This is a genomic window from Ruminiclostridium cellobioparum DSM 1351 = ATCC 15832 (genome assembly GCF_000621505.1).
In the GTDB taxonomy this organism is placed as follows: Bacteria; Bacillota; Clostridia; order Acetivibrionales; family DSM-1351; genus Ruminiclostridium; species Ruminiclostridium cellobioparum.
This window is the reverse complement of record NZ_JHYD01000003.1, coordinates 1-23324: the sequence shown is the minus strand read 5'-3', so window position 1 is coordinate 23324 and position 23324 is coordinate 1. Positions and strand designations below refer to the sequence as shown.

Below are 23324 nucleotides of genomic sequence, written 5' to 3'. Positions count from 1 at the left end.
CATATGATAATTAATGATTAATCTTTTGATTATTTGATATTTCATTTGGTAAATCTGTTTTTTTATAATCTTTAGGACTGCAGCCTACAACTTTTTTAAAAATACGGCTGAAATGTTCGGCATTGGTATATCCTACCCGCTCACATATTTCATACAGCTTCAGATTTGTGTTGGCTATGAGTTCTTTAGCCTTATCAAGCCTGAGTCTTGTAAGGTAATCGGTAAAGGTTTCTCCCACCTCTTTGGTGAAAGTGGTACTAAAATGGCTTTCACTTAATTCAACAAATTCACTTACCATTTTCAGCGATAATCCCGAATTGGCATAATTCATTTGTATAAAATGCTTTGCGTTTGCAATTAACCGGTTTGGCTTCGAGGTTTTACATTCCTTTAAGTAATTCAGTATCCAAGAAATCATGTTTTTTATCCAGTTTTCAATTTCATCCTGGGTTTCAAATCTTAAAATCTTTTCATAAAAATCAATTTCAGTACCGAAAACAGCTTCGGTCTCCTTACCTATTTTGCTTAAATAGCTTATGGTTACAAAAATCAGTTCCATATATCCCGAATAAAGCTTCTCAATTTTATTGCTGTTGTTGAGCCTTATAACAGCAAAAAGCTTTTCCAGCTCAAAAAAGGTCTTTACTTCTTCAACAGTTCCCAGCTCTCTCAGAAAATCGGCTTCCTTTCCGATAATTGATTCCTTTCTATGATTATTCTTAATACTATTTTCATTATTTCTCCACATTATTGTATTTACTGTTTCGGGAAAAATCATTTTCCCCTTTCCCACAATAAACCTTAACTTAACGTTTTGCTTGGCCTGCTCAAACAGATTGCCTATTTTCTCATTGTTACTTCTTATATCACTGATACCCACCGAAACACTTATATTAACATAGTTTTTCAGAGAATATTGGATACGGCCTACTATTTCAACCAGTTTGTTCCGGACCTGCTTCTGGCTTGTTTCGTCAAAAGCCATAAAAAGGATAAATTCTTCAGGTGACTGACAAAGTACTTCACCGGTATTGGTGTCATTCAAAACCTGATCAATGGAGTTGATAACCGACTGTGTAAATGCCTTAAGAGAGTTATTCACATACCTATCTTTTATGGTTTGATAATCATCAATCCACAGATAGCATATTGCAATACAGTTTCTGTAAAGCTTCAGAGGTTTTTCGGAATTTTTTTCATAAAAGCTCTCTATACTGCCATTCTCCAGCAACTCCCTGAGAAAAATATCTTTTTGGAACCGTAAATCCAGTTCTCCCCTGTACCCGTCTTTTCTATTAATCAGGGAGTTCTTCCTTTTCTCTATTTTAGACGCAACACTCTTTACAATGTCCAAAATCCCTTCAGGTTCCATTTCAGTCTTCAGAATATAATCATTTACTCCAAACTTAAAGGACTTTCTTACCCAATCATAGTCATTATAGGAGCTGAGTACAATAATTTCAGTCTCAGATTTCCTTTTAACCACTTCAGATATGAATTCCAACCCATCCATTATGGGCATATTGATATCTGTAACGATTATATCTATGTTCGGATTCTCTTCAAGCAGCTTTAAGGCCTGCTTTCCGTTTGAAGCCTCATACTCTATATAGAAACCTTTTTCCTCCCAATTAATAAGTGATTTGATTGCCAGTCTGACAATGGGTTCATCCTCTACAAGCATTATTTTATACATAGGATAATTCCCCCTCTTTTTTCACCATGGCAGGTAAATGAATTGTAATTCTTGTATATGATCCGGGTTCACTTTCAATAAACAAACCAAATTCATTTCCATGATTAAGCTTGATACGCCGGTCAACATTTTTTATACCGATGCTGCTAAAGCCTTTAGAATTTGATTCACTATCCTCCAACAGCTTTTCAATTTGTTCCTGTGTCATTCCTACTCCGTTGTCCTCTATTTCAAAATACAATTTGTGTTCCTTTTTATATCCCTTTACAGTTATCAGACCCTTATTGTCCAGTTCGCTGACTCCATGAAGAATTGAATTTTCAACTATGGGCTGCAGTATAAGCCTTAGAACTGAATATCCTTTTACTTCCTCCTCGATTTCAAAAAAAGTATCAAATTTATCTCCAAATCTGACTTTCATTATGTGCAAATAACTTTCCAGATTCTCAAGCTCCTCTGAAACAGAAATAAATTTGCCTCTTTTGGCAAAGGATGCCTGAAGCAGCTTTATAAGAGCATTAGTCATATTTTTTATACTGTCTGTTTTTGCAATCATAGCCATTAACCTGATGGAGTTCAATGTATTTGACAGAAAATGAGGGTTAATCTGTGATTGAAGCACCTCAATCTCGGCCTGGTTTCTCTGGCGTTCCTTCAAATCCCTTTCAATAATCAGAAATTTAACCTGCCGCACCATTCTGTTAAAGGACTCTCCCAACTGATACAATTCATTACTGCTCTTAATTTCAATAGCCTCGTCAAAGTTTCCCTTTTCAACGTTTTTCATTTTTTTCATCAGGCTGTTTATAGGAATAATGATTTCCCTGAAAAATGTAAGGGAGAACACCATAAAGAGCAAAAGCAGTACAATAATGATGAAAACCACTGTCATTGAGGCTTTTTGAACTTCTTCGGTAAGTTCCTCATATGGCGTAATATTTATTACCTTCCAGCCAATTTTTTTTATGGATTCCGAGGAAACCAACTCTTTATTTTTATTGAGTATCAAGATACTAGTCCCTTCGGGAACATTGCTGTCAGAAAAGCCGATTTCACTAACATATTTTCCGATTATTTCGCTGTTACTTGAAGCCAGTATTTGATTTTTATTGTCTACAATCAGCATTTGACCTTTATTTGCAATTTTAATCCCTGAGTAAAAACTTTCAAGATTGTTCACACGGAATGCAAAATATATTGCATTTACATCACTGTCATCCGAATCAGGCAGACTGTATGAAGCAGATATAACATACTGGTGCAGTGAATTGTATGTAAAGCTCTTAAGGGTACCATGTACTCTAACCTGTCCCTTATTCTGCCGGGATTGCTTATACCAATCCATCTGTTTTATTTTATCTTCGGAAATTATTGGTTCATTCTTGTAATTATACATACCAGCATCATCAAAAAGGAATATAATGGTTTCGACCTGCCCTGAATTGCTGAAAAGGTAATTAAGCTTGGCATCTATCTGTTCGGAAAGATCAAACTTTTCACTTATGTCCTGAGAATTATGCCATCTGTCTACCATACTCATTATTTCATCATCATTTGATATGGTTGATGCAGTAAGTGATATCCTGGTTACCTCATTATTTACTCCGATGGATATTTGTCTGAGTGCCTGCATAAGGGCCTGGGAGGATTTATTAATAAGAGTATTCATGTAAATACTATTTATAAAGATGCCAATCAGAATTGTCGGCAAAACAAGAATTAATATAAAAGCTAAAAGATATTTAAAAGCCATACTTCTTCTTTTTATATACATATTTACCCCTGTTTGCCAAGTAGTTATTGTGATTAAGCTAAATATTTTAATTACATATAAATATAACAAATAATTAAAAAATTAGCTATAGAACCACAATTTAAGATTAAATGAAACAAGGATTTTTTTTAATGATATATTATTTTAAAATTTGATGTTTGATATTATAAAGGGATCCCTTAATACGGATAAACATACTCATTTTCCATTTTTTTGTATTCTCTACGGTATCTGCAATAATTACAGGGTTTTTTCCTGTCCTTTATAACTGTAACCTGGAGTTCAGCGGGACTTTGACCCGCCTGGTAACTGCACCGCCACGCACACACTATGAACTCCTCCTACTCCCTCTTTGGAGGAATTCTTCGAAGTATGCCCCAGCTTCGCTGGACGCACCTAAAAATAAAAACTCGCCGGTTTTCCGGCAGCCTTCAGAATAAGTGAAGATAGTGGAACTTGACAATCAAAGCTTAAAGGCTTTTTTCAAGGCCAAAATTCTTTTCGCCACACTCTGACTTACAATTTCGCTTTTTTCTGCAATCTCGAATCCGTGAACCGTTTCTGCGGTTTTATACAATTCAACATGAATTCCGCTTGACTGCAAGGCTTCTGCAAAATTTACTCCTTCGTCGTTTAAACAGTCAAATTCTGATACTTCAATATAAGAATCCGGTAAATTTTCAAAAGAAGCTGCCTCCATTGGAGATGCATATTCTCTTTTACCATACACTCCATTTCTGAGATACAATTCCCACATTTTTTTATTAAGCTTTGAATTCCACATAGGAGTATCTATGTAATTTTTAATGGATTTCGTAATCTGTCTTGCATCTGTTACAGGATAAATTAGCATTTGAAAACATATTCCAGATGCTTTTCTATCGCGGGCCATAATACTCACGGCAGCAGCAAGCGCACCACCCGCACTGTCCCCTCCGACAGCTATTTTATTTTTATCAATACCAAGCACTTCTGCGTTTTTGCAAACCCATTCAAAGGCGGCATAGCAATCTTCAACACCCACAGGGAAAGCATATTTAGGTGCCAATCTATAATCCACGAAAATCACTTTGCAGGGTGTCCTTAATGCATATTGGCAGACTAAATTCTTGTGATAAGGCGCCGCTTTGAGGGCAAAGGCTCCTCCGTGAAAATAAATAAGGCAGGGTGCGCTTTTATCGATATCCTTTGGTGCGTAAATTGTCAGCTCAATCAATCCGTTTTGATAGCCTGTAATTTTTTCCTTTGTCAATCTCACACCCTCGGCAGGTTTTATTTTATTAACGCTTTTTGACAGGAAAATATTTATAAGAGGTAAAAGCAAAGGAGATAAAGGAAGTTTCGTATTTTCATATTTTTTAAAGTCACTGTGAATATTGTATTTGCTCATGGACATTCTCCTTGTCATCAATGTTTCCGCTTATATATAATAATATAACCTTTTACGCATTAAGTTGAAACAGATAATTTTTGAGCTAATCGGCCTCATCTTTTAAATTTAGTTTCTTCGAATACTTTCATTATTAACGGAAATTATGTTCGCCGCTCGCTTTTTTATTGGTGAATATTTTATGAGGTACTATACCATAAAAGTCAGATAATTTGAATATATACTCAACTTCAAAATTCCTCCCATTTTCAATGTCTTCCAGTACATTTTTACGTATCCCCGATAATACCGACAATTCTTTTATCGACCAACCCCGTATTTCCCTCATAAATTTGAAGTTTTCACGCATGACTTGAATTTCGCTCGAATATTGTTCTTCTTGACTCATATAATCACCCCAATAACATTTTACTATAATTTGATAGTAAAATAAACACTATCTTTTGATAGTAAAATATAATTCCTTTTGAGGTGGTAAAAGTGGCTGTATACCGGAGATTAAAAGACTGTCGAGAGGATAACGATTTAACACAAACACAAGTTGCTGAATTATTAGGCATTGACCAACGTGTTTATAGCAATTATGAAACAGGAAAAAGGGAAATTCCGATCAGGTATCTAATAACCCTGGCACTACACTATAAAACAAGTATAGATTATTTGATCGGTTTAACAAATAACCCCAATCCTTATGGGCGTTAATGTGCATATCAGAGTAGGAAACAGAGTACGCTGAAAAGTAAGCGAAATCAGGCTTTTATGTAATCTTTCAGGCTAAAAATGTGGTATAATATATACATAATAATACATTCCACTACGGAGGTTTGCCATGAAATACATACAAGGCCAAAACCGCCATCAAATCGCACTATTCCCGGATTGCATAGAGAATTACATTGGAGAAGATAATCCAGTAAGAGTAATAGACGCTTTTATCGATGGCCTCGACTTATCTAAACTAGGCTTCATTCATACAACTCCAAAGGAAACAGGACGACCTGCCTATGATCCAAAAGATTTGCTCAAGCTTTATGTATACGGGTATTTCAATAGGATAAGGACCAGCAGAAAGCTTATGACGGAGTGCACAAGGAATGTTGAACTGTTTTACCTTTTAGGCAAGCTGACGCCTGATTTCCGTACGATTGCCGATTTCAGAAAAGACAATCCGAAAGCTCTTAAAAATGTTTTCAGTGCCTTTGTCAAGCTTTGCGTAAAGTTAGGACTGTACCATAAGGAGCTTCTTGCCATAGACGGTTCAAAATTTAGGGCTGTCAACAGCAAGGACAATACATATAATGCAGAGATACTAGAAAAGAAGCTAAAAAGAATAGATGAACATATAGCAGAGTACCTTTCCCAGATGGACAGCAATGACGAAGCCGAACCTAATGCGCCTTCACCGGAACAAGTTAAAGCTGCCATCCGTGAGTTGACCCTGCGCAAGGAAAAATATCAGGATTATTTAAAAGAACTTTTTGAAAGCGGAGAAACTCAGATTCTGACAACCGATCCTGAGGCTCACAGGATGCACACCAAGGACGGGTTCAATTGCTGCTACAATGTGCAAACGGCGGTAGACAAAGGAAGCCACCTGATAGCAGGATACGAGGTCACCAACAAGAACAATGACCAGGGACTTCTCAAGGAAGTTGCAGATATAGCTCGTCAGGAATTGGATGTCCAAACACTTGAGGTCACAGCAGACAAGGGGTATGAAAGCAGACAGGACATAGAAAAATGTGTAATGAATGGGATCATCCCTAATGTTGCCTTTAAGTATGACAAGACCGAAAGACTCTACAATATCGACTACGAAGAAGCTGAAATTACCGAAGATATCAAAAATTCTACAAATCCGGAAGACATGCAGAAATGCATCAAAGCTGGAGTTCTTCCCGCTTGTTATGAAAACTCGGTAATCGAAGTGGAAATTCAGGGACAGACGGTTTTAAGCTGCTTTTCACTGAATGATGACGGTACAGTCACCTGTCCTATGGGGAATATATTGACAAAGAAAAAGGTTAGAGGAAAAAATACAATCTATGGCAGCAAGGAAGCCTGCCGGCAATGTCCTAACCGGTGCACAGACTCAAGAAAGCCGAAAGAGGTAAGCTTTGGGCCTGAAACTAAATACGTCCCTGTTAAAATGTACGGACATATAAAGCATAAACTCAATTCAATTCCTGCTGAAGTTCCCATCAATCCTTTCAATCATACTCTAGACAGAAAAAATTATGCGGCGGCAGCAAAAGTAGTCCTCAGGATAAAGAAAGATACCAGCAAGATGAAAGAGCGAATGTGCCTGTCGGAGCATCCCTTCGGGACAGTCAAGTGGTATCATGGAGCACACTATCTTCTATGTAAGGGAAAAGAAAAAGCCACAGCCGAGATTGGCCTTGGTTTTCTTGCCTACAATATTAAAAGGGCAATAAATATCATAGGAACAAAGAAATTAATAGAAGCAATGCAGGTATAAACAAGAGGAAACTCTTTTTTATTGGAAAATTATAATGAAAAAAGCCCGCAAACGCACTAAAATTTTATGTATAAAACGCCAAAAAGCCTGATAAAATCAGGCTTTTCAGACAAATTTTGGTGGAGCATAGGGGACTTGAACCCCTTACCTCTTGACTGCCAGTCAAGCGCTCTCCCGATACATCGGGTGTGCTACCCCAAGGCACATTACTTCATCGATTACGATTAACAACATCAGCTACCAGTCTACAATTATCACACCGGTAGTCAATAAAAGTAGTATTATCTTCATCAAGCCTCCATTCACTGCCGCATATTGGACAATTCTGTTTTTTAGTAGAATAATACCGGGCATAATAGCGGAATAGATAGTAGTAAAAAGGCTTTCCAGTTTTATTTTCAAACGCTTGGCAAATTTCCCTTCCCTCTTTTGATAAATCCGATTCAGGTTTTGAAAGCCGATTATATGCCATTCGTTCAGCTATACCCTCTAGAAACAAGTTGTCACATGCATTATATGCACGTTGCCAACCGAGGACTGTATAATACTCATCTTCTCCAAGAATTTTGGGTAATTTGTAAAGCGGCACAGTTCGTCCGCAATCTCCACATACAATAGGGGATTCAGTAATTGTATGGTCCGAGTATAGCATATACCAACTTGGAGATACACAATTACAAGACAGTTCAAAATCAGATGATCTGCCTACAATTCTTATTTCAGGCTCACGTATACATAAGTTCATCAACTTCATATAGAACTCGTTAACATATTTATTAGCATACTTACTATCTAGCGAATCCTGTTCAGGTGCCAACAGGAAGGTCTTATATGTATCATCTTCAAATACGGTATTACAACTACTGATAAGAATTTGACCATTCTTTGATAAAGCACCGAAATACCAATCCTGCTCTCCTCTAAATTCCTCATAGCCATCTTTTTTATTTTGCTCGTTTGGAAACATTGTTACTGTAAATAGATACATAATATTCCCCCGTCAATTTTTTATTCCTCATTAAAATACTCTTTATAGGCTTTTCTATCTTCTGGGTTTAAGCCTTCAGCATCACAGATGAAATAAAACCAAGGTAGACCTTGCTTTTCTAAAAATGGTTCACATGGTTCATACCAGTCCTTATCTCCGGAACAGCTTTTATCCCTCTTACAACTTCCAAATGAGCATCCGCACTTGCTTTCTTCATTTAATTCTAAACCGCCTAATGCTTTCTCCAGATTCTCATGAATCCCAAATGCATAATAGCCTCCCTTTATCCTCCAGTGAAAGCAAAACTCCTGAGGGCAAAAATCTCGAGGCGGTTTTATTCCCGGTTTCCACTCTACTATCATATCTCCATCTATTCCATCCTTCTTTTTAAATGTTCTTTAATATCAGTCATACTTTAAACCTAACAACCACTTTACTTATGCTAGTAGAATTCATTTGTAGATTGAAACGTTCCCGGCTTATATTAGCCTGTAAGCCTCTCCAATTATTCTTTCTATTAGCTCTTCATCATTCATCTGGTATATGCCGTTATATACTCTTTCGTCAATATAATCGTCTATTTCCAGCCAAGCAATCAAATCCTCGGGATATTTTAATTCCCTGACATAAGTATATATTTCATGCGCCCCTTTAATTGGCTCAAGTGAACCATCAAGAATTTTCTCTGCTAAATGCTTAATGCACATTCTTGCATTTTCAGTAAATGGTGGAAATCTCCATCCCAGCTCATCTAATGATTTGTGAAAGTACTCCTCTAATTCTGGCTTATAAAGGGGCTTCATAAAGGATGATAGAATTTTTACGGATGGTGTCTCAGCGCCTTTAACCAACTGTTCAATAGCCCAATCAACATATTCTGATGCCTCTGCTTCGCCTTTTGAAATTCTTGAACAAAAATAATATGTTGTAATATCCATCGTAACCTCACATCCTGTCGCAAAGCAAATTTATTAACTTTCTTACAATTCCTTGTGTAATATTATTGTAAACATATAACCGCTAAAACGTTTAGTTAACGAACTAAGTCTGTTGGTAGTGTGTTGCTGCAATTTTACATTCTTTACAAATAAATGCATAGTAAATACCCTCACCATATTCCTGGAAATCAGGACAGTCAAGCTGTCCTATAAATTTCATGTATTTTGAACATTCTGGGCAAATAGGATATTCTGCATCCTGAATCCAGGTAGGATGACCTCCAACCTCTGAACCAGGCACTTCCAACACCCATCTTGCCGCATAGTATGGGTCTCTCTTTGTTTTAGATAATACTAATGGTTTCGTTACTTCTAAAGCCTCTTCCTCAGGATTTGCGATATTAGGAAGGAAACTTGGCTTTTTATTTGCTTCATGCCACTTGGAATAACCATTAAAATCAAGCTTAGTAAAAATATATCCATAGCAAGTACAGATATGACAGGTTGATATTCTTAATCTTTCACCTTTGAAATTAAAAAAATTAAATACCGGATTCGTTAAGTCAAAATCAAACAAAACAGTCATCTGGGATCTGCACCAAGGGCATTTATCTTCATGACTCTTAATAATGCTTAAAGGTTCCGTCTCACAAGTCGCAGTATGTACTAGCGGATAAGAATCTGTGTAAAACATGTTCCTCCGATTTCCATCATCAGTCAAAGTCCAGCCTGATTCAAAAGAATAATCCTCGGCAGGAATATACAGCTCATTCTTCCAGGAAGGCGGATACTTACGCCATTGGTTGAATAATTCACTTACCCTTATATCTCCGATCCATGATAAGGCAAGAAGAATATGATTCCGGTTCTCTACCTCTTTATCAATCTGGCTAATCAGAATATCTCTTATCTTATGTGAAGCTCCTTTGAATAATACTCCGGGATAATAGTGGTCCTTATTTATTAAGAGTTCTAAACAATCATCAATTCCAGAGTTAGTAAAACAGACTATTCGTGACAATATTTCTTCTGCAGTATCTATATCATTGTCATTAATAAGCTGGATTGCATATTCTTCTAATCTTTTAATATCATTCCTCGAAAGTGAGTTATATATTTCTTCCTGTGTCCGTGGATATTCGATATATCTTATTAAAGGGTCATAGTTTCTCTGGGAATACATTATTTTAAGGATTTCAAAAGGGTCATCAATACCTTCATAAAGATTAACGTCCTTTTGATTTTTACGGATATATTCTTCCTCTTCCTTTCGCTTAACTGATTGAAAGCAAGGCATACACAATCCGCCCGTTTTTTCGGCAGTCGACAGCAAAATAGTCCCTTTACAATTTTCATTTTTACATGGTATTCTATTCTCCATAAAGATCACTCTTTCCTGAAAATTTATAACAATATATCACTTCTTGCCCACTAAGTGCAAGAATGTTATTATAAGGCATATTCATCCTATTTGCTTCAAAAGTCCTGCTGGACATCCCATCGATATCTCTTTTCATATATAGACACTCGTTTCTTCATATATCCATCAAGGAATTAACTTTCACTGTTAAAATACCTTCAAGTTTTTCAAAATGTTTGAGATTTGATTCAACTCAATTTCAAAATAGTCATTAATAGAGTTTTCCATCATTTTTTGATATGCCACTCTTTGGCTTTTAACTTTATAGAATAAAACTATATGCCCTGCTTTATCAACAGTTTCTATTGATAGGGAGAACTCCTCAGGGCTCATGCTTTCTAAAAATGCATCGCCCTTTCCAGCCTTATCAAACTCAGTCAAAGCCTTTAAGAATCCGTCTAATGCATCTTTTTCAAACCAAATAGACTTTTTTAATACTTCAGTTCCATTTTTCTTAATCTCTATCTTGAAACAAATGCTTGGGTAACGTTCGGCTTCAGCCTCAATAAAATCGAAATCCATCCAACTTTTATTATCAAATGAGATTATTTTTAAGTCATGATGAATATCAATCATTAGTTCTCTTTTTCCTACATTCCATGGACAGCTCGGATCATCACATGGTTCATCGGGGTCATAATTGCTATGCTCAAATTCCAAGTGAAAACATAGCCAGTGCATTTGTTCGAATACCTCATATTCATCAAAAAATTTCTTAACAGGCAACCCACATCTCCTACAGATTTTGTCCATACTTCTCAATCTCTTTCTACAAAAGTTTTAATAGCATCACCCATATTATACCATTATGTTTCGAATAAAAGGTAACCGATTAAAAATATCGGTCAAGGTTTGAAAATTGCTTCGCCCTCCAGCCAAATGTCATATGTAATTGAATCAAAAATGCTAAACTTTGTTTACTCTGAAATAATCATCTGCTATTTTTGTCAATTCGCGTCTTATCTTATCGTCATTTATAAGAAAATCAATAAAGAATTGCTCTACTTCTTCATCCCTATAGCAGGAAAGGTATTTCATAACACTCTCCCACATAAATAAATATCTTTCGGATTTTCCCAGCTTCAAAGCAAGTTTCTTAGCTCTATTCTTATCCTTTACAGTTAAGGCATTAAAAGCCATATCTAAATCATCTTCGTAATCTCTTCTTTCTAGTGTAAGTAATTCCTCAATTCTTTCATCGGATAAATCTCCAGCCATTTGAATAGAAGCCAGCCCTTCTACGGTCGGAAAATACTTAGCCTTTTGATTGAATTCATCTGCCCATACATAATTATCCCATATATCATTAATTTGTGCCAAGTATTCCTCAACACCTTTAGTACCAAGCTTTATCGACTTTATAAAATTGTCGTAAGCTTTTTTCCTTACCCTTCCGTCGATATCGTCGGCATTTATACTATAACCACCAAACATAGCATATTCCTTATTTTCCTGTACATATCTTGCCCAACCGTTCATGGGTACAATTGTCATGCAGCTAAATTCTTTACCTTCTAAAAGGCAGGCAGTCGCTCTATGGTGTCCATCTAATAACGCACAAAGGTATCCATCTATGTATACAGCTAATCCACACAATGTTTCGCCAGCTCGTAATTTTTCTCTGTAGAACTCAACCTGTTTTTCATTGAAACATTTTGGTGTCTGAGTAGGTAACAAATAAGCAGGATAACCAGTGGAAACATGTAGTTGATAATATGTATCGCAGGTGCTCCATAAGCTCTTAGGTTTATTTTTAACGTCCCAAAAGAAACCACCTACACCATTTGTAGGATATAAGGTAATCTTTGATGCGATATAAATATTTTCTTCCAGCAGCCTTAAAATAGGGGTTATCTCAAGTATGTTTTCTTCAATGGTTGTATTGTTGCCTCTTATACCTTTTATCATCTCTAATGTTTTGGGATCAACAGTATCAATACCGTACCCAGCAGAAATAAGCTTCTCACAGGTTGGGCAGCAATAATCATCTTCATGCCACTTTACTAAAGGTATATCATTTAATAAAAGAAATTTCTTTACTAAACCCTTTTCGGTTTTACCATTTACCAATTTCAGTTTTCCCAGCCCCGATTCTATATACAGCAAAATGGCTTCACTATCCCACGGTACATCTTTGGAAGCAATATGTTTTAATATATTGATCGTCGGTGATTCTGAAAATAATCCATCAAATATTTTCATTAATGAGTTCTTTCCCTCCTTTGAATCCTTCCCTAATCTCTCCAAAGAAAATGCTGCAAATCCCCTCCAGGAACATTGATAATGCTCCTAGAAGTGAATTGCATGGAGTTTATCTTTCAATAGCCCCCACTTTAAATATAAAATGAAGGTTGTTTATTCAGCCCATATTCAAAAATCAATCATCAGAAGCCTTAAAGTTGTAAACAGGTTTGATTATTTTACTGATTTCTACAGCATCCTGAATATTAGCAATGATCTCATCCAGAGGCTTATAAGCAAATGGAGCCTCATCCAGAGTATCCATGGACAGTGAGGTTGTATAGATGCCATCCATTGATTTTTTAAACTCCTCCAGTGACAGGCTGCGCTTTGCCTGCTTCCTGCTCATCAACCGGCCGGCTCCATGAGGCGCCGACTGATTCCAGTCATCATTTCCTTTTCCTGTTGCAATGATGCTTCCATCCCTCATATTTATCGGAATGATTACAACTTCACCCTTTTTCGCAGAAATTGCACCTTTTCTCAGAATCATTTCATCCAGATCGATATAGTTATGTATAGTCGTAAAACTATCTGCCACATTAAAGCCCATTTCACGGATAATAACCTCAGCAATAGCCTTCCTGTTGTATTCGGCAAATTTCTGAGCTATACGCATATCATGAATGTAATCATCAAAGGTTTGGCCTTCTACATAAGCCAAGGCACTGTTCATTTTGGCTTTTTCTTTTTCTATTTCTGCCTGGATCTCTTTTGCCTTTCCTTTCGACTTCAATTCAGCAATAATAACGTCATTGCTTTTCCTTACAATCTCTTTCGCTGCTCTGTCCTGATAATACTCAGCAATTTGTTTCCCTAAATGTCGGCTTCCTGAATGCACTACCAAATATATATTCTCATTCTCATCTTCATTCATTTCAATGAAGTGATTCCCCCCTCCCAGGGTACCGATGCTTAAGGATGCCCTTTTCAGGTCAACGTGCTCCTTGCATCTTAAACTGTCAAGGTCTATAAACCCCTTGTATTCATGCGGCGTTTCACGAACATCAAATCCGCATGGAACATAGCTTCTTATAACCTTATCCAGCCTATCGAAATCAACCTTTGTTTTTTCGAGCATACTGACAAACATCCCGCAGCCAATATCAACACCAACCAGATTAGGGACAATCTTATCTTTTATGGTCATCGTTGTTCCAATTGTACATCCTGCGCCAGCATGAGTATCGGGCATGATTCTGATCCGGCTGTCTTTCACAAACTCCTGACTGCAAAGCTCCAGTATTTGACCTGCTGCTTTTTCTTCCACATTATCAGTGAATACTTTTGCTATGTTATATTTCCCTTTGATTTCTATCATACTCTCACCTCTCATATAGCAAATCTCCCTTGCCAAAAATTAATAGCAAAGGAGACCGCTGACACTATGTTTATAATCTCACACTCCGCATTTTTTGTCACCGACTTTATTAGACAGCAGAGTATTTAGCTGTTCAAGCAGGCTTCCCCCGCCTGTCAGTGAAACATTGCCGACTTTCTCGCAAATTTTCTCCAGGAATTCAAGCTCTTTCAGCCTGTAAAGCGTCTGGTTTTCCTCCATTAGCTTTGCAGTATTCAAAAGACTCCTTGTTGAGGCAATTTCTTCCCTCCTGGTAATAACATTTGCCTGTGCTTTCTTTTCAGCTATCAGTACAGTGTTCAATATATCCTTTATATCTCCGGGCAATATGATGTCCTTCAAACCGGCGAATAGAAATTCTACACCGTAACTATTGCTTTTATCCTTCAGTTTTTCAAGAACATAGCTCCCAATTTCCTGTTTCTTCAAAAGAAGGTCATCCAGCCTTAAAGCTCCGACATACTCCCTCAGGATCAGCTGCAGAACTATATAGAGCTGTTCCTCAAAGGATTTTACCTCAACGACCTTCAAAGGCTCTGTTATCCTGTAATGGCATACGAAGTTCAGCCTCAATGTGATTTTGTCCTCCGTCATGATTTCCTGGCCGGCCATATCCAACTGTTGCTGCCTCAGATCTACATTCTTTACTGCAACAAGAACAGGGCTCTTCCAGAAGAAATACCTGCCGGGTTCCAGAGTCTTTTGTATCACATTGTTGTAGTAAAGTATTCCTTTTTCATGGTTTGCAACCTCATAATAGCCGACAAAGCCCGTGAGCTTGGAGCTGTTATATGTAGATGCATCAATATCGGGACTCACTTCAGGATTCCTGATATCAACAACTTTGAAGCTATGCTTCTTCAGGACATTCCAGAATGCATACTTGCCGGATTTCAAAACATCCATCAGCTTGCCGTCTTCAAAATGAATGGCGATTTCATAATCCTGGACATCCAGCACTGTAAGCTCTTTTAACAGCTCCTCATCTCCAAGAAACAAGTTTATATTTTTCCCGGCCGCATCAAAAGCCTTGTTAACATCAGATACAACAACACTATATTTTACAAATGGATTAAGTGAGTGTTTTTCAGGCATCAAACATTTTACGTAGTTGCCGTCCCTGAATAACAAACCTCTTTCATCATTTTTAATAATTACCTTCATTCTGATCCATCCTTTCAATAAAAATTACTTTTTGAATCCTTTTCAAGAATCCTCCCGCAGCATTGGCGGAGTGCTGCTTTAGGCTACTGCTTACAAGTCATTGCATATGCGCCATTTAAACTTCAGGCTCTGCCTGATAATTTAATCTTAACTTCATATACAAGGACCAGCTTGCCATATCCGGTATCCGCGCACTTCAGGGCTTAAGCTCCGGTGCTTTTGCAAACTATCTGCAAAAGCCTGAGGATTCTCTCCAAAGATTCCTGTGAAGTATCTCGAGTGACCGTCGAGTGCTAAACCATAGCTTCAGATCCTTCATCTGATGGGGATTCGAACCCCTTTTCCTTGCCTTATGCTCTACCCCTGAGCTAATTACTTTGCAGTAATGGAGGAATCGAACCTCCGGCACTAAGGTTTTTGAGTCCCAGCTTTCCCGGTATACCTCTGACGACGAAGTAAAAGGCACCGCAAGACCATTCAGAAATCTTTGCATTGGGAAGAGGAACAATTTTAGTATAAGGGAATGGATTACCAGTTTACAGACAAAAAGTTTGCAACCTTTGTCATGTCACAAACTTTTTAATATTTCAGATTAAATCGATATATTCAGAAACTTGAGACTTCAGTATTTCAATCAATTCCTCATCCATAAAAGTATAATCATCTGATATACCCAGAATAATTACTTTTTTATCTCTAAGAATATCTCCAAATTTTTCTTGAATCCTTCTCAAGTGTTTTTTCTCCATTACAAAGATCATGTCCGCCCAACCGATATGCCCGCCTGTCACTTTAATTCTGGCGTTGTTTTCTGTTCCGGCCGATCTTACTTCGTGACCATTAACCCCATTAAAAATCTTCTCAGCAGTAAGACTTCTCCATTGATTCCTACTACATAAAAATAGTATCTTTATCTTAATCACTACCCATTCTTTTCATTGTACATTTCTATGGACTTTTTTACTCTTCTTATAACCTCATCAGCAATTCTTTGTGGAGAGGCTACTTTCACATAAGGTCCGAGTGAAATTATATTCCGAATCAGGTTTTCTTCCTCAAAAAGATAATAATTGAGCCGTATTTCGTATTTATTATCTCCCAAGTCTCTAGCGGTCCTTTCCATCCCGGAAAAGCACATAAAGCATCTTTCCATTGCTGCCTTTCTGTCTGTGACCTCCAGAATTACAGGCTCCTCGGAATATTTTTGTTCAAACAGCAGCTGCTTCGCAGTTTCTCTATCTAGGCCAACTTCCTCATCAACGATCCTTAAATCCGAAAGTGTAAAAATATTGGCCATTATAGGACGTTTATCATCTATAGAATACATCGAGACTCTGAATCTACCATCTCTCATGGAGTATTCTATAGCAACAGGCAAAGCAAGCATGTTCTCGTAAACCTTACCCTTCCTGTCGGTATTGCTGTATCTTATAGGCTTTTCCTGTATAAGTGCTTTCAGCAGGAGACTGAAGTTCTTTTCATATGCTTCCCGCTGAGTAATCTCCGGCAGTTTTATGGTATTTGTCAGTTCAAAATATTCACGTTTTATTGGACTGTTAAATCCATCAAGCTCCTTTTGCAACTTCTCCAATGTTTTATTACCGAGCGCCATTCTTATTTCCGGTTCCCCCAGCAAGGCTTTCAGCCATGCTTTTTCAATCTTTGTAAAACGAACCGGCAGAGGCGGCAGGTCATTTTGCTTCGCTTCATTACTTGCCATGCATCCCGGCTGTCCGGTACTTTCAACAGCCGGATAGAACCTGCCCTCTTTTTCTGTCAAAAGATTCAGATTCTCATCTTCATTACACCTATTCAAAATAAGGTCTGCGAAAGACTGTTGATTCTTTCCTATAACCTTTTGCTCAAATTCACCTTCGTCGATAATCCTTACGATATCACTTTTGGCCTTTCCATCCGTACATTCATTGATAACCCTGAATACCAGCTGGAAGTATCTATTTTTCACTTCATTGAACAATTCCATAAGAAATAAGCATCTCCTTCCAGTCCTTCAGAAGTCTTTCTGCCAATTGCGGACTTTCCAGAACCCTGACATAGCCTGCATACCCTCTGATCCAGGGAATAAGCTCACCGCTGTCATTGATCTGAAAACTTACATGATAAAGTCCATTATCAATTTTCTCCAGAGCTCCATCGGGTATTTCATTCATAATCTTATCTATGATATAACCCTCGGTTAATTCATCAACAACTACTTCAAGCTTTACATTCTCAGGCGCTTTCGCTTCATCAAGGGATACGCTGGACCAGCTGCAGCACATTTGTTTTTGGTACACTTCAACAAAATCGCTTCTCTGAAATATTTCATCCAATATTTCAACGTTTTCAATTCTATCCAGCCTGGACACAATGCATTTGCCATAGTTACTGAATGAAATCAGATAGAACCTTCCATGCCGCACATCATACCTGATTTTATACGGACTTAATACTTTGCTTGAGCCGCCCCCGGTCTGGCTCTTTGGCGAATGATAATTCAGCTTTACTTTCCTTCCTTGATGAACAGCATATAAAATCTCCCACAATATCTGCTCTTCGATTACCGGATGGAAATGTACATGCCTGTAGTTAAAGAAGTCAATTTTTTCAGCGCTTGCATGTCTCTCATAATTAAGATAATCCTTGATTGTCTGTTCACAATAATAACCGGCGGTCACAGGGAACATGACGTTTTTGTATAAGCTGACGGCTATTAACAGCTCCTTCAGCTCATCGTTATTAAGTTGACTTAAAATATCAGGAGCTACAGAATAATATTTTGTTCTCTTAATTGTTTCATATGACAGTACCCCTATACTTTCAGACATTTCGGCAAGCTTTCTTTCAATAGTCTTGCTGCTAATTCTGTCAAAGGATAAACAACCTTCCTGGGCCAAGCTATTTTCTATTGTATTTGATGAACAGGCATCCTTTTGCGATTGAATAAATAAAAGTATGAAGAAATATGTGTGCAAGTCAGTCCGTGTGAAGCTCCTAGTCATATATGTATTGACAAGAAAATTATCAGTATGCCTTAAAAAATCATAGGTCAGGCTTAAGAGCTTATATCGTCCGTCCTTGTCTATTTTAATATATTTGTCTTCCACATACTGTTGAATTCGCCGCATTTCATAGCTGACCTTCCTTGAGCTGACATTCCTTTTGCTTTCAAGTCCATCTCTCGAAAAGCATCCATACAGGAAACAATCTCTGAGAATATCTCTAATTATGTTGTAATGTTTTATAAAGTCATTAAACATGTAATATTCCTCACAAGCGTCTATCTTCTTATCATATCATAAACAATATGGCAGCAAAATACAAAACCGGCAAAACTATTCACCGGCTTGAATCCATGTTAATGTAAGACATTGAAATCACTTTGTATTTTTCATATATTGTTTCCTGATTTTCAGCCTCTTCCAATTCTTTTCGGTATGAACATCATAATCGTCCCAGGCCGGAGAAATATGTGATACTTTTCGCTTTCCCCGTATAAACTGGTTATATTCTGGGATTGCATTATTTCTCTTTTCGTTTGCAGTTTTAGCATAACGGAAGTAATGTCTGGATTTATTTCCAAAACGTGCTTTTGGTTCTATCGCAGCTTTTGTATCAGTGAATCCGGATTTAAATCCGATATGTGAATTAAAATTTCTGATCCAGCTTAAAGGATCGATCCTTATACTCAGAATCTTTTCCTTGTAGATCCTCGGATCAACAATCCTGCCGAATTCATCGTAAACCATGTATATCCTGGAAACGAGAACATTTTCGCTATAATAGAAATCATATTTAAGCTTCTTGTCGTTGTTGTTCATTGCTATGTTTTCGAGCAGCAAATTTCGCTTTTCTTTTGCAATCCTGCAATTGTAGGATGCAATATATGAAATCATCTCCTCCTTTCCGTTGCATATCTCAACCCTGCCTGTAGATTTGTTGACTATGTAATACAACATTTTAAATACCTCCTTGTAAATAATCTACAAGAAGTCCATCATCTTTTTCATAGACACTCACCCCCGTCTCAGCTTTTGGTATGCGCGAATGGAATTTATTGTATTGAGTATATGGTATTGTCCTTTTAAGTTACAGACAAAAAGTTTGCAATCTATCCGTTTTTAATTTCTCACTGATCAAAAAAAATAAAGATATGGTATAATCTTGAATACAAGTAAATTCAGGAGAAACAAGATATGCAGGATGCTATACTAAACAAGCTTAATGCTATTGAAAGGGAAAACAACATCAAGATCCTCTATGCCGTTGAGTCCGGCAGCAGGGGCTGGGGCTTTGCATCCAAGGACAGTGATTATGATGCACGTTTCATATATATCCGTCCAACTGACTGGTACCTGTCCATAGAAGATAAAAAGGATTTTATTGAAGTCCCCATCAATGACCTATTGGACATTAACGGTTGGGATATTAAGAAAGCATTGCTGCAGTATAAAAAGTCAAACCCCACCTTGCTGGAGTGGCTCAGTTCTCCTATCATATATATGGAGAATTATTGTGCAGCACAAAAAATGCGAGACCTCTTGCCTGCTTACTTCTCCCCGGTGCCTACAATATATCATTATCTTCATATAGCCAGAAACAAATTTGAAGAAGTCATGGGTACAGATCAGGTTAAGATCAAGCGGTATTTCTATATATTAAGGCCTATACTTGCATGCATGTGGATAGAAAAGAACAGTAGCATGCCTCCAATGGAGTTCAGCAAGCTCATGGCCGACCAGCAGCTGGATTGTACCCTCGTTAACGAAATCAACAAATTACTTGAAAAAAAAACTACCGGTCTGGAAATTGACATTGAACCAAAAAGCCCGGTAATCATTGATTTTCTTAGAAGTAAGATAGACTATTATGAGCAATATCTTAAGACTGTTAAAAAAGGAAAAACTTCAGATTACGAGGCTTTAAATACCCTATTCCGCGAAACGCTCAAGGAAGTCTGGGATGAATAAGATATGTCCCCCCAAAAAAGGAGCAAACACATGGATATGCAGTATATAAAAGATAAACTAAATACAAGCGAATACGGGTTTCTACGGACAGAACCATACCTTGGCAGGAATATATTAATCCTTACAACAGCAGGCTCTATCGCCTATGGAACGAATGTTGAGACCAGCGATATCGACGTCAGGGGCGTTACATTGGAAACAAAACAGGTTATTATGGGATTATCAAGCTTCGAGCAATTCGAAGACAGAAAAACGGATACTGTAATTTATGGGCTTAAAAAATTTATTAATCTATGCCTGAATAGCAACCCCAATGTTCTGGAGATCCTGGGCAGTAGACCTGAACATCTTCTTATTATAACGAAAGAAGGCCAGCTTTTAAGGGATCATGTTGATTTGTTCTTATCTAAAAAAGCAATCCAGAGCTTTGGCAATTATGCAACAGCCCAGCTTAGAAGGCTGCAGAATGCCCTTGCCAGAGATAACTACCCTCAGGCAGAGAAGGAACAGCATATCCTGAACAGCATTTCAGGTCAAATGGATCACCTAAAAAGGACCTACAAAAGCTTTACAGATAACGAAATCAGCCTGTATATTGATCAATCCGACAAGGAGGAAATGGATACAGAAATATTTATTGATATAAACCTGAAGCACTATCCATTAAGAGACTTCAAAAATATCTATTCGGATATGAACAACATTGTGAAGGATTACTCCAAGCTGAACCACAGGAACAGCAAGAAGGATGAGCTTCACCTTAACAAGCACGCCATGCACTTAATCCGTCTCCTGGTTACGGGCACGGAAATCCTTGAGGGTAAAGGAGTCAACACGTATAGGGAAAAGGAACAAAGGCTTTTCCTTGATATACGTAACGGTAAGTACAGCTATAATGAGGTATTCGAGATGGTTGACGAGTATGAACGAAGGTTCAAATCGGCAGCTGAAAATACTTCCCTTGCAGAAGAACCGGATTATAAGCGTGTTGAAGAATTAATGATAGAGATTTATGGCAAAATATTGTTATAGTGTTATATTCTTATTTCAATTTAATTACAGATATTGACTTCAAGTTTTGTCTATGTATATTATTTTAGGGTAAGATTTATATAAACCTATCAGGTGGCTGGTCGTTAATTCCATCAACTGCTCGCCTATGCATCCTAGAAAGGAGTGTTGGAAATGACAGCAATAATAAATTATGAGGTGCTTAGTTTATAATTGAATATTGTGACCAAAAGAGCAATGCATGAGGCAAATTAGTCTCTTTGTTCGGCGTGCTTTTTGTGGTCAACCTTTAAAGTAACCTTCACCTGTTAGTAAACAAATATGCTATTACAGAATGCACGATGGGTTATCGTGTTTTTTTATTGTCAAAAAGCCGTGGTTACTGTATCACGGTATTTTTATGCCCTTTAAGGGATTAAGGAGCTAGTTGAACATAGAAGGAGAGAACAAATTATATATGAGTAATGTAACAATCATTTCATCTGAAAAGAATTGGCTTGAACAGGCTGCAGTTAACCAGCTTAATCATATCAGCACACTGCCGGGCGTTGTAAAAGCAGTTGGTCTGCCTGACCTCCACCCCGGCAAGACTCCTGTTGGTGCAGTCATTATAACTGAAAATATTATTTATCCGCACCTGGTAGGAAATGATATCGGCTGTGGAATGGCCATGTTCATGACAGAGCTTGAAAAGAAAAAGATTAAGTCGGAAAGACTTATTAAAAAGGCTGAAGGCCTGGAAAATCTGAAACTAATTCCTTTGCCGGAATCTGAATATGAAGAAATTGCTTCTTCCCCATTGGGCTCAAGTCTTGGCACAATCGGAGGCGGCAATCATTTTGCAGAGCTACAGGAAGCAGAAACTGTATTTAATGAAGAAGCCTTCAGCCATCTTGGCTTTGATAAAAATCAGATTATGCTGCTGGTTCACAGCGGATCACGAGGATATGGCCAAGCTATTCTTGATGACAGTATCAAGCTTTATCAAGCACAAAACGGTCTGCAGCAAACCTCTCAGGCGGCTAGGGAATATTTTGCAAGACACGATAATGCCGTCCATTGGGCTGCTATCAACAGAGAGTTGGTAGCATACCGGATTCTAAAGGCACTTGGGGTAAGTACGCAGACAGCCAAGCTGCATGACAGCTCCCATAATAGTGTAAGCATAAGAGAATGTGATAATAAATTTGTATATATTCACAGAAAGGGGGCTTCACCCAGTGACAGAGGAGCTGTTGTAATACCCGGCTCAAGAGGCTCACTCACCTACCTTGTGATACCAACGGATAAAACTGAAGACTCAGGTTTTTCTTTGGCACACGGTGCAGGCCGGAAATGGGAACGAAGCATGTGCAGGTCAAGGCTTGAAAACAAATACACAAAGGAAACAATCAGGTATACCAGGCTTAAGGGCAGGGTCATTTGCAATGATGTCAACCTTCTTTACGAAGAAGCTCCGGAGGCATATAAGAATATCGATACAGTGATTCAAAGCTTGATTGAGTTCGGATTGATAAACATAATTGCAACCTTTAAACCCATTTTAACTTATAAGAATACTCTCGAAAAGTAATTGGTAATTTCGAGAAAAACCAATACTTCACTCCATTTTCTTTGTGAAATGGAGCTATTTGTAGAAAAAGCATTGTACCTTGAGAAATTAATAGTTGTGTAATTTTGAGCCCAGATTTTTTGGGACAGCAAATAAACCTTTGAAATTCAAAGATTTTTAAATGCTGTTTGAAAAGTTCTTGTACTATTGCAATAGACTCAGAATACTAAAGGATTTGTGTTTGATCCAAGCATCCAGATGTATATTAGCAGCAGCGAAAGTGGCTCTTGCAAAACGGTGCTTTGAGCTCCTTGTTTTACCAGCTTCGATGTCATAGTCCA

21 protein-coding genes are annotated in these 23324 nt (G+C 37.6%); 5 read left to right on the top strand and 16 right to left on the bottom strand.

Annotated elements, in window-relative coordinates:
* Positions 1-10 precede the first annotated feature (10 nt).
* The 4 genes from T344_RS0104065 to T344_RS0104040 all read right to left on the bottom strand — a co-directional run bounded on the left by T344_RS0104065 (position 11) and on the right by T344_RS0104040 (position 5248).
* A complete protein-coding gene (locus T344_RS0104065) occupies positions 11-1696 on the bottom strand; it encodes a response regulator transcription factor (RefSeq protein ID WP_027627646.1) in 1686 nt (561 codons plus the stop codon).
* The gene (locus tag T344_RS29595) at positions 1689-3470 is read right to left on the bottom strand and encodes a cache domain-containing sensor histidine kinase (protein ID WP_051571560.1); all 1782 of its coding nucleotides are present in this window, start codon (positions 3468-3470) and stop codon (positions 1689-1691) included. Before T344_RS29595 ends, T344_RS0104065 begins: the two co-directional genes overlap by 8 nt.
* A 463-nt stretch (positions 3471-3933) precedes the next feature.
* A complete protein-coding gene (locus T344_RS0104045) occupies positions 3934-4860 on the bottom strand; it encodes an alpha/beta hydrolase (RefSeq protein WP_027627645.1) in 927 nt (308 codons plus the stop codon).
* A 133-nt stretch (positions 4861-4993) separates the two neighbouring features.
* On the bottom strand, positions 4994-5248 hold the full coding sequence (locus T344_RS0104040; protein WP_027627644.1) for a helix-turn-helix domain-containing protein: 255 nt from the start codon (positions 5246-5248) through the stop codon (positions 4994-4996).
* 92 nt (positions 5249-5340) lie between these two features.
* On the opposite strand from T344_RS0104040, the gene T344_RS30230 reads away from it, so the two are divergent.
* Both T344_RS30230 and T344_RS0104030 read left to right on the top strand, forming a co-directional pair.
* A complete protein-coding gene (locus tag T344_RS30230; protein WP_027627643.1) occupies positions 5341-5562 on the top strand; it encodes a helix-turn-helix domain-containing protein in 222 nt (73 codons plus the stop codon).
* Between the two features lie 127 nt (positions 5563-5689).
* Entirely contained in the window at positions 5690-7339 is a 1650-nt protein-coding gene (locus T344_RS0104030; protein ID WP_027627642.1) for a transposase, read from the top strand.
* A 211-nt stretch (positions 7340-7550) separates the two neighbouring features.
* On the opposite strand, the gene T344_RS0104020 is transcribed toward T344_RS0104030, so the two are convergent.
* The 12 genes from T344_RS0104020 to T344_RS0103955 all read right to left on the bottom strand — a co-directional run bounded on the left by T344_RS0104020 (position 7551) and on the right by T344_RS0103955 (position 19409).
* Entirely contained in the window at positions 7551-8327 is a 777-nt protein-coding gene (locus T344_RS0104020; protein ID WP_027627641.1) for a DUF2310 family Zn-ribbon-containing protein, read from the bottom strand.
* Positions 8328-8347: 20 nt separating this feature from the next.
* Positions 8348-8689, bottom strand: coding sequence for a hypothetical protein (locus T344_RS0104015; RefSeq protein ID WP_027627640.1), 342 nt, complete (start codon positions 8687-8689; stop codon positions 8348-8350).
* Between the two features lie 117 nt (positions 8690-8806).
* Positions 8807-9265, bottom strand: a complete 459-nt coding sequence (locus tag T344_RS0104010; RefSeq protein WP_027627639.1) for a hypothetical protein — start codon at positions 9263-9265, stop codon at positions 8807-8809.
* A gap of 103 nt (positions 9266-9368) precedes the next feature.
* A complete protein-coding gene (locus T344_RS31485; protein WP_027627638.1) occupies positions 9369-10646 on the bottom strand; it encodes a hypothetical protein in 1278 nt (425 codons plus the stop codon).
* A 186-nt stretch (positions 10647-10832) separates the two neighbouring features.
* Positions 10833-11411, bottom strand: a complete 579-nt coding sequence (locus T344_RS0103995) for a hypothetical protein (RefSeq protein ID WP_051571559.1) — start codon at positions 11409-11411, stop codon at positions 10833-10835.
* A gap of 180 nt (positions 11412-11591) precedes the next feature.
* The gene (locus tag T344_RS0103990) at positions 11592-12887 is read right to left on the bottom strand and encodes a hypothetical protein (protein ID WP_027627636.1); all 1296 of its coding nucleotides are present in this window, start codon (positions 12885-12887) and stop codon (positions 11592-11594) included.
* Between the two features lie 175 nt (positions 12888-13062).
* Positions 13063-14247 carry an RNA-splicing ligase RtcB gene (locus T344_RS0103980; RefSeq protein ID WP_027627635.1) on the bottom strand — a complete coding sequence of 395 codons (1185 nt, stop codon included), beginning with the start codon at positions 14245-14247 and terminating at the stop codon, positions 13063-13065.
* A 78-nt stretch (positions 14248-14325) separates the two neighbouring features.
* Positions 14326-15450 (bottom strand): slipin family protein, encoded by a 1125-nt coding sequence (locus T344_RS0103975; RefSeq protein ID WP_027627634.1) that lies wholly within the window; start codon positions 15448-15450, stop codon positions 14326-14328.
* A 587-nt stretch (positions 15451-16037) separates the two neighbouring features.
* Positions 16038-16373 (bottom strand): low molecular weight protein tyrosine phosphatase family protein, encoded by a 336-nt coding sequence (locus T344_RS0103970; RefSeq protein ID WP_034860603.1) that lies wholly within the window; start codon positions 16371-16373, stop codon positions 16038-16040.
* Positions 16373-17434, bottom strand: coding sequence for a WYL domain-containing protein (locus T344_RS0103965; RefSeq protein WP_027627632.1), 1062 nt, complete (start codon positions 17432-17434; stop codon positions 16373-16375). The genes T344_RS0103970 and T344_RS0103965 overlap by 1 nt, the downstream gene beginning before the upstream one ends.
* Positions 17418-18710, bottom strand: coding sequence for a WYL domain-containing protein (locus T344_RS0103960; protein WP_027627631.1), 1293 nt, complete (start codon positions 18708-18710; stop codon positions 17418-17420). The genes T344_RS0103965 and T344_RS0103960 overlap by 17 nt, the downstream gene beginning before the upstream one ends.
* A 117-nt stretch (positions 18711-18827) precedes the next feature.
* Positions 18828-19409 carry a hypothetical protein gene (locus T344_RS0103955; RefSeq protein WP_027627630.1) on the bottom strand — a complete coding sequence of 194 codons (582 nt, stop codon included), beginning with the start codon at positions 19407-19409 and terminating at the stop codon, positions 18828-18830.
* Between the two features lie 237 nt (positions 19410-19646).
* On the opposite strand from T344_RS0103955, the gene T344_RS0103950 reads away from it, so the two are divergent.
* The 3 genes from T344_RS0103950 (at position 19647) to T344_RS0103940 (ending at position 23004) form a co-directional block, all read left to right on the top strand.
* A complete protein-coding gene (locus tag T344_RS0103950; RefSeq protein WP_027627629.1) occupies positions 19647-20420 on the top strand; it encodes a nucleotidyltransferase domain-containing protein in 774 nt (257 codons plus the stop codon).
* 30 nt (positions 20421-20450) lie between these two features.
* On the top strand, positions 20451-21452 hold the full coding sequence (locus T344_RS0103945) for a nucleotidyltransferase domain-containing protein (RefSeq protein WP_027627628.1): 1002 nt from the start codon (positions 20451-20453) through the stop codon (positions 21450-21452).
* A gap of 436 nt (positions 21453-21888) precedes the next feature.
* The gene (locus T344_RS0103940) at positions 21889-23004 is read left to right on the top strand and encodes an RNA ligase RtcB family protein (RefSeq protein WP_027627627.1); all 1116 of its coding nucleotides are present in this window, start codon (positions 21889-21891) and stop codon (positions 23002-23004) included.
* Positions 23005-23324: the final 320 nt, after the last annotated feature.

Bases quoted from the DNA above. Each gene is read 5' to 3' on its own strand.
- T344_RS0104065 (WP_027627646.1), bottom strand. From the start codon at position 1,696: ATGTATAAAATAATGCTTGTAGAGGATGAACCCATTGTCAGACTGGCA.
- T344_RS29595 (WP_051571560.1), bottom strand. From the start codon at position 3,470: ATGTATATAAAAAGAAGAAGTATGGCTTTTAAATATCTTTTAGCTTTT.
- T344_RS0104045 (WP_027627645.1), bottom strand. From the start codon at position 4,860: ATGAGCAAATACAATATTCACAGTGACTTTAAAAAATATGAAAATACG.
- T344_RS0104040 (WP_027627644.1), bottom strand. From the start codon at position 5,248: ATGAGTCAAGAAGAACAATATTCGAGCGAAATTCAAGTCATGCGTGAA.
- T344_RS0104030 (WP_027627642.1), top strand. From the start codon at position 5,690: ATGAAATACATACAAGGCCAAAACCGCCATCAAATCGCACTATTCCCG.
- T344_RS0104020 (WP_027627641.1), bottom strand. From the start codon at position 8,327: ATGTATCTATTTACAGTAACAATGTTTCCAAACGAGCAAAATAAAAAA.
- T344_RS0104015 (WP_027627640.1), bottom strand. From the start codon at position 8,689: ATGATAGTAGAGTGGAAACCGGGAATAAAACCGCCTCGAGATTTTTGC.
- T344_RS0104010 (WP_027627639.1), bottom strand. From the start codon at position 9,265: ATGGATATTACAACATATTATTTTTGTTCAAGAATTTCAAAAGGCGAA.
- T344_RS31485 (WP_027627638.1), bottom strand. From the start codon at position 10,646: ATGGAGAATAGAATACCATGTAAAAATGAAAATTGTAAAGGGACTATT.
- T344_RS0103990 (WP_027627636.1), bottom strand. From the start codon at position 12,887: ATGAAAATATTTGATGGATTATTTTCAGAATCACCGACGATCAATATA.
- T344_RS0103980 (WP_027627635.1), bottom strand. From the start codon at position 14,247: ATGATAGAAATCAAAGGGAAATATAACATAGCAAAAGTATTCACTGAT.
- T344_RS0103975 (WP_027627634.1), bottom strand. From the start codon at position 15,450: ATGAAGGTAATTATTAAAAATGATGAAAGAGGTTTGTTATTCAGGGAC.
- T344_RS0103965 (WP_027627632.1), bottom strand. From the start codon at position 17,434: ATGGAATTGTTCAATGAAGTGAAAAATAGATACTTCCAGCTGGTATTC.
- T344_RS0103960 (WP_027627631.1), bottom strand. From the start codon at position 18,710: ATGTTTAATGACTTTATAAAACATTACAACATAATTAGAGATATTCTC.
- T344_RS0103955 (WP_027627630.1), bottom strand. From the start codon at position 19,409: ATGTTGTATTACATAGTCAACAAATCTACAGGCAGGGTTGAGATATGC.
- T344_RS0103950 (WP_027627629.1), top strand. From the start codon at position 19,647: ATGCAGGATGCTATACTAAACAAGCTTAATGCTATTGAAAGGGAAAAC.
- T344_RS0103945 (WP_027627628.1), top strand. From the start codon at position 20,451: ATGGATATGCAGTATATAAAAGATAAACTAAATACAAGCGAATACGGG.
- T344_RS0103940 (WP_027627627.1), top strand. From the start codon at position 21,889: ATGAGTAATGTAACAATCATTTCATCTGAAAAGAATTGGCTTGAACAG.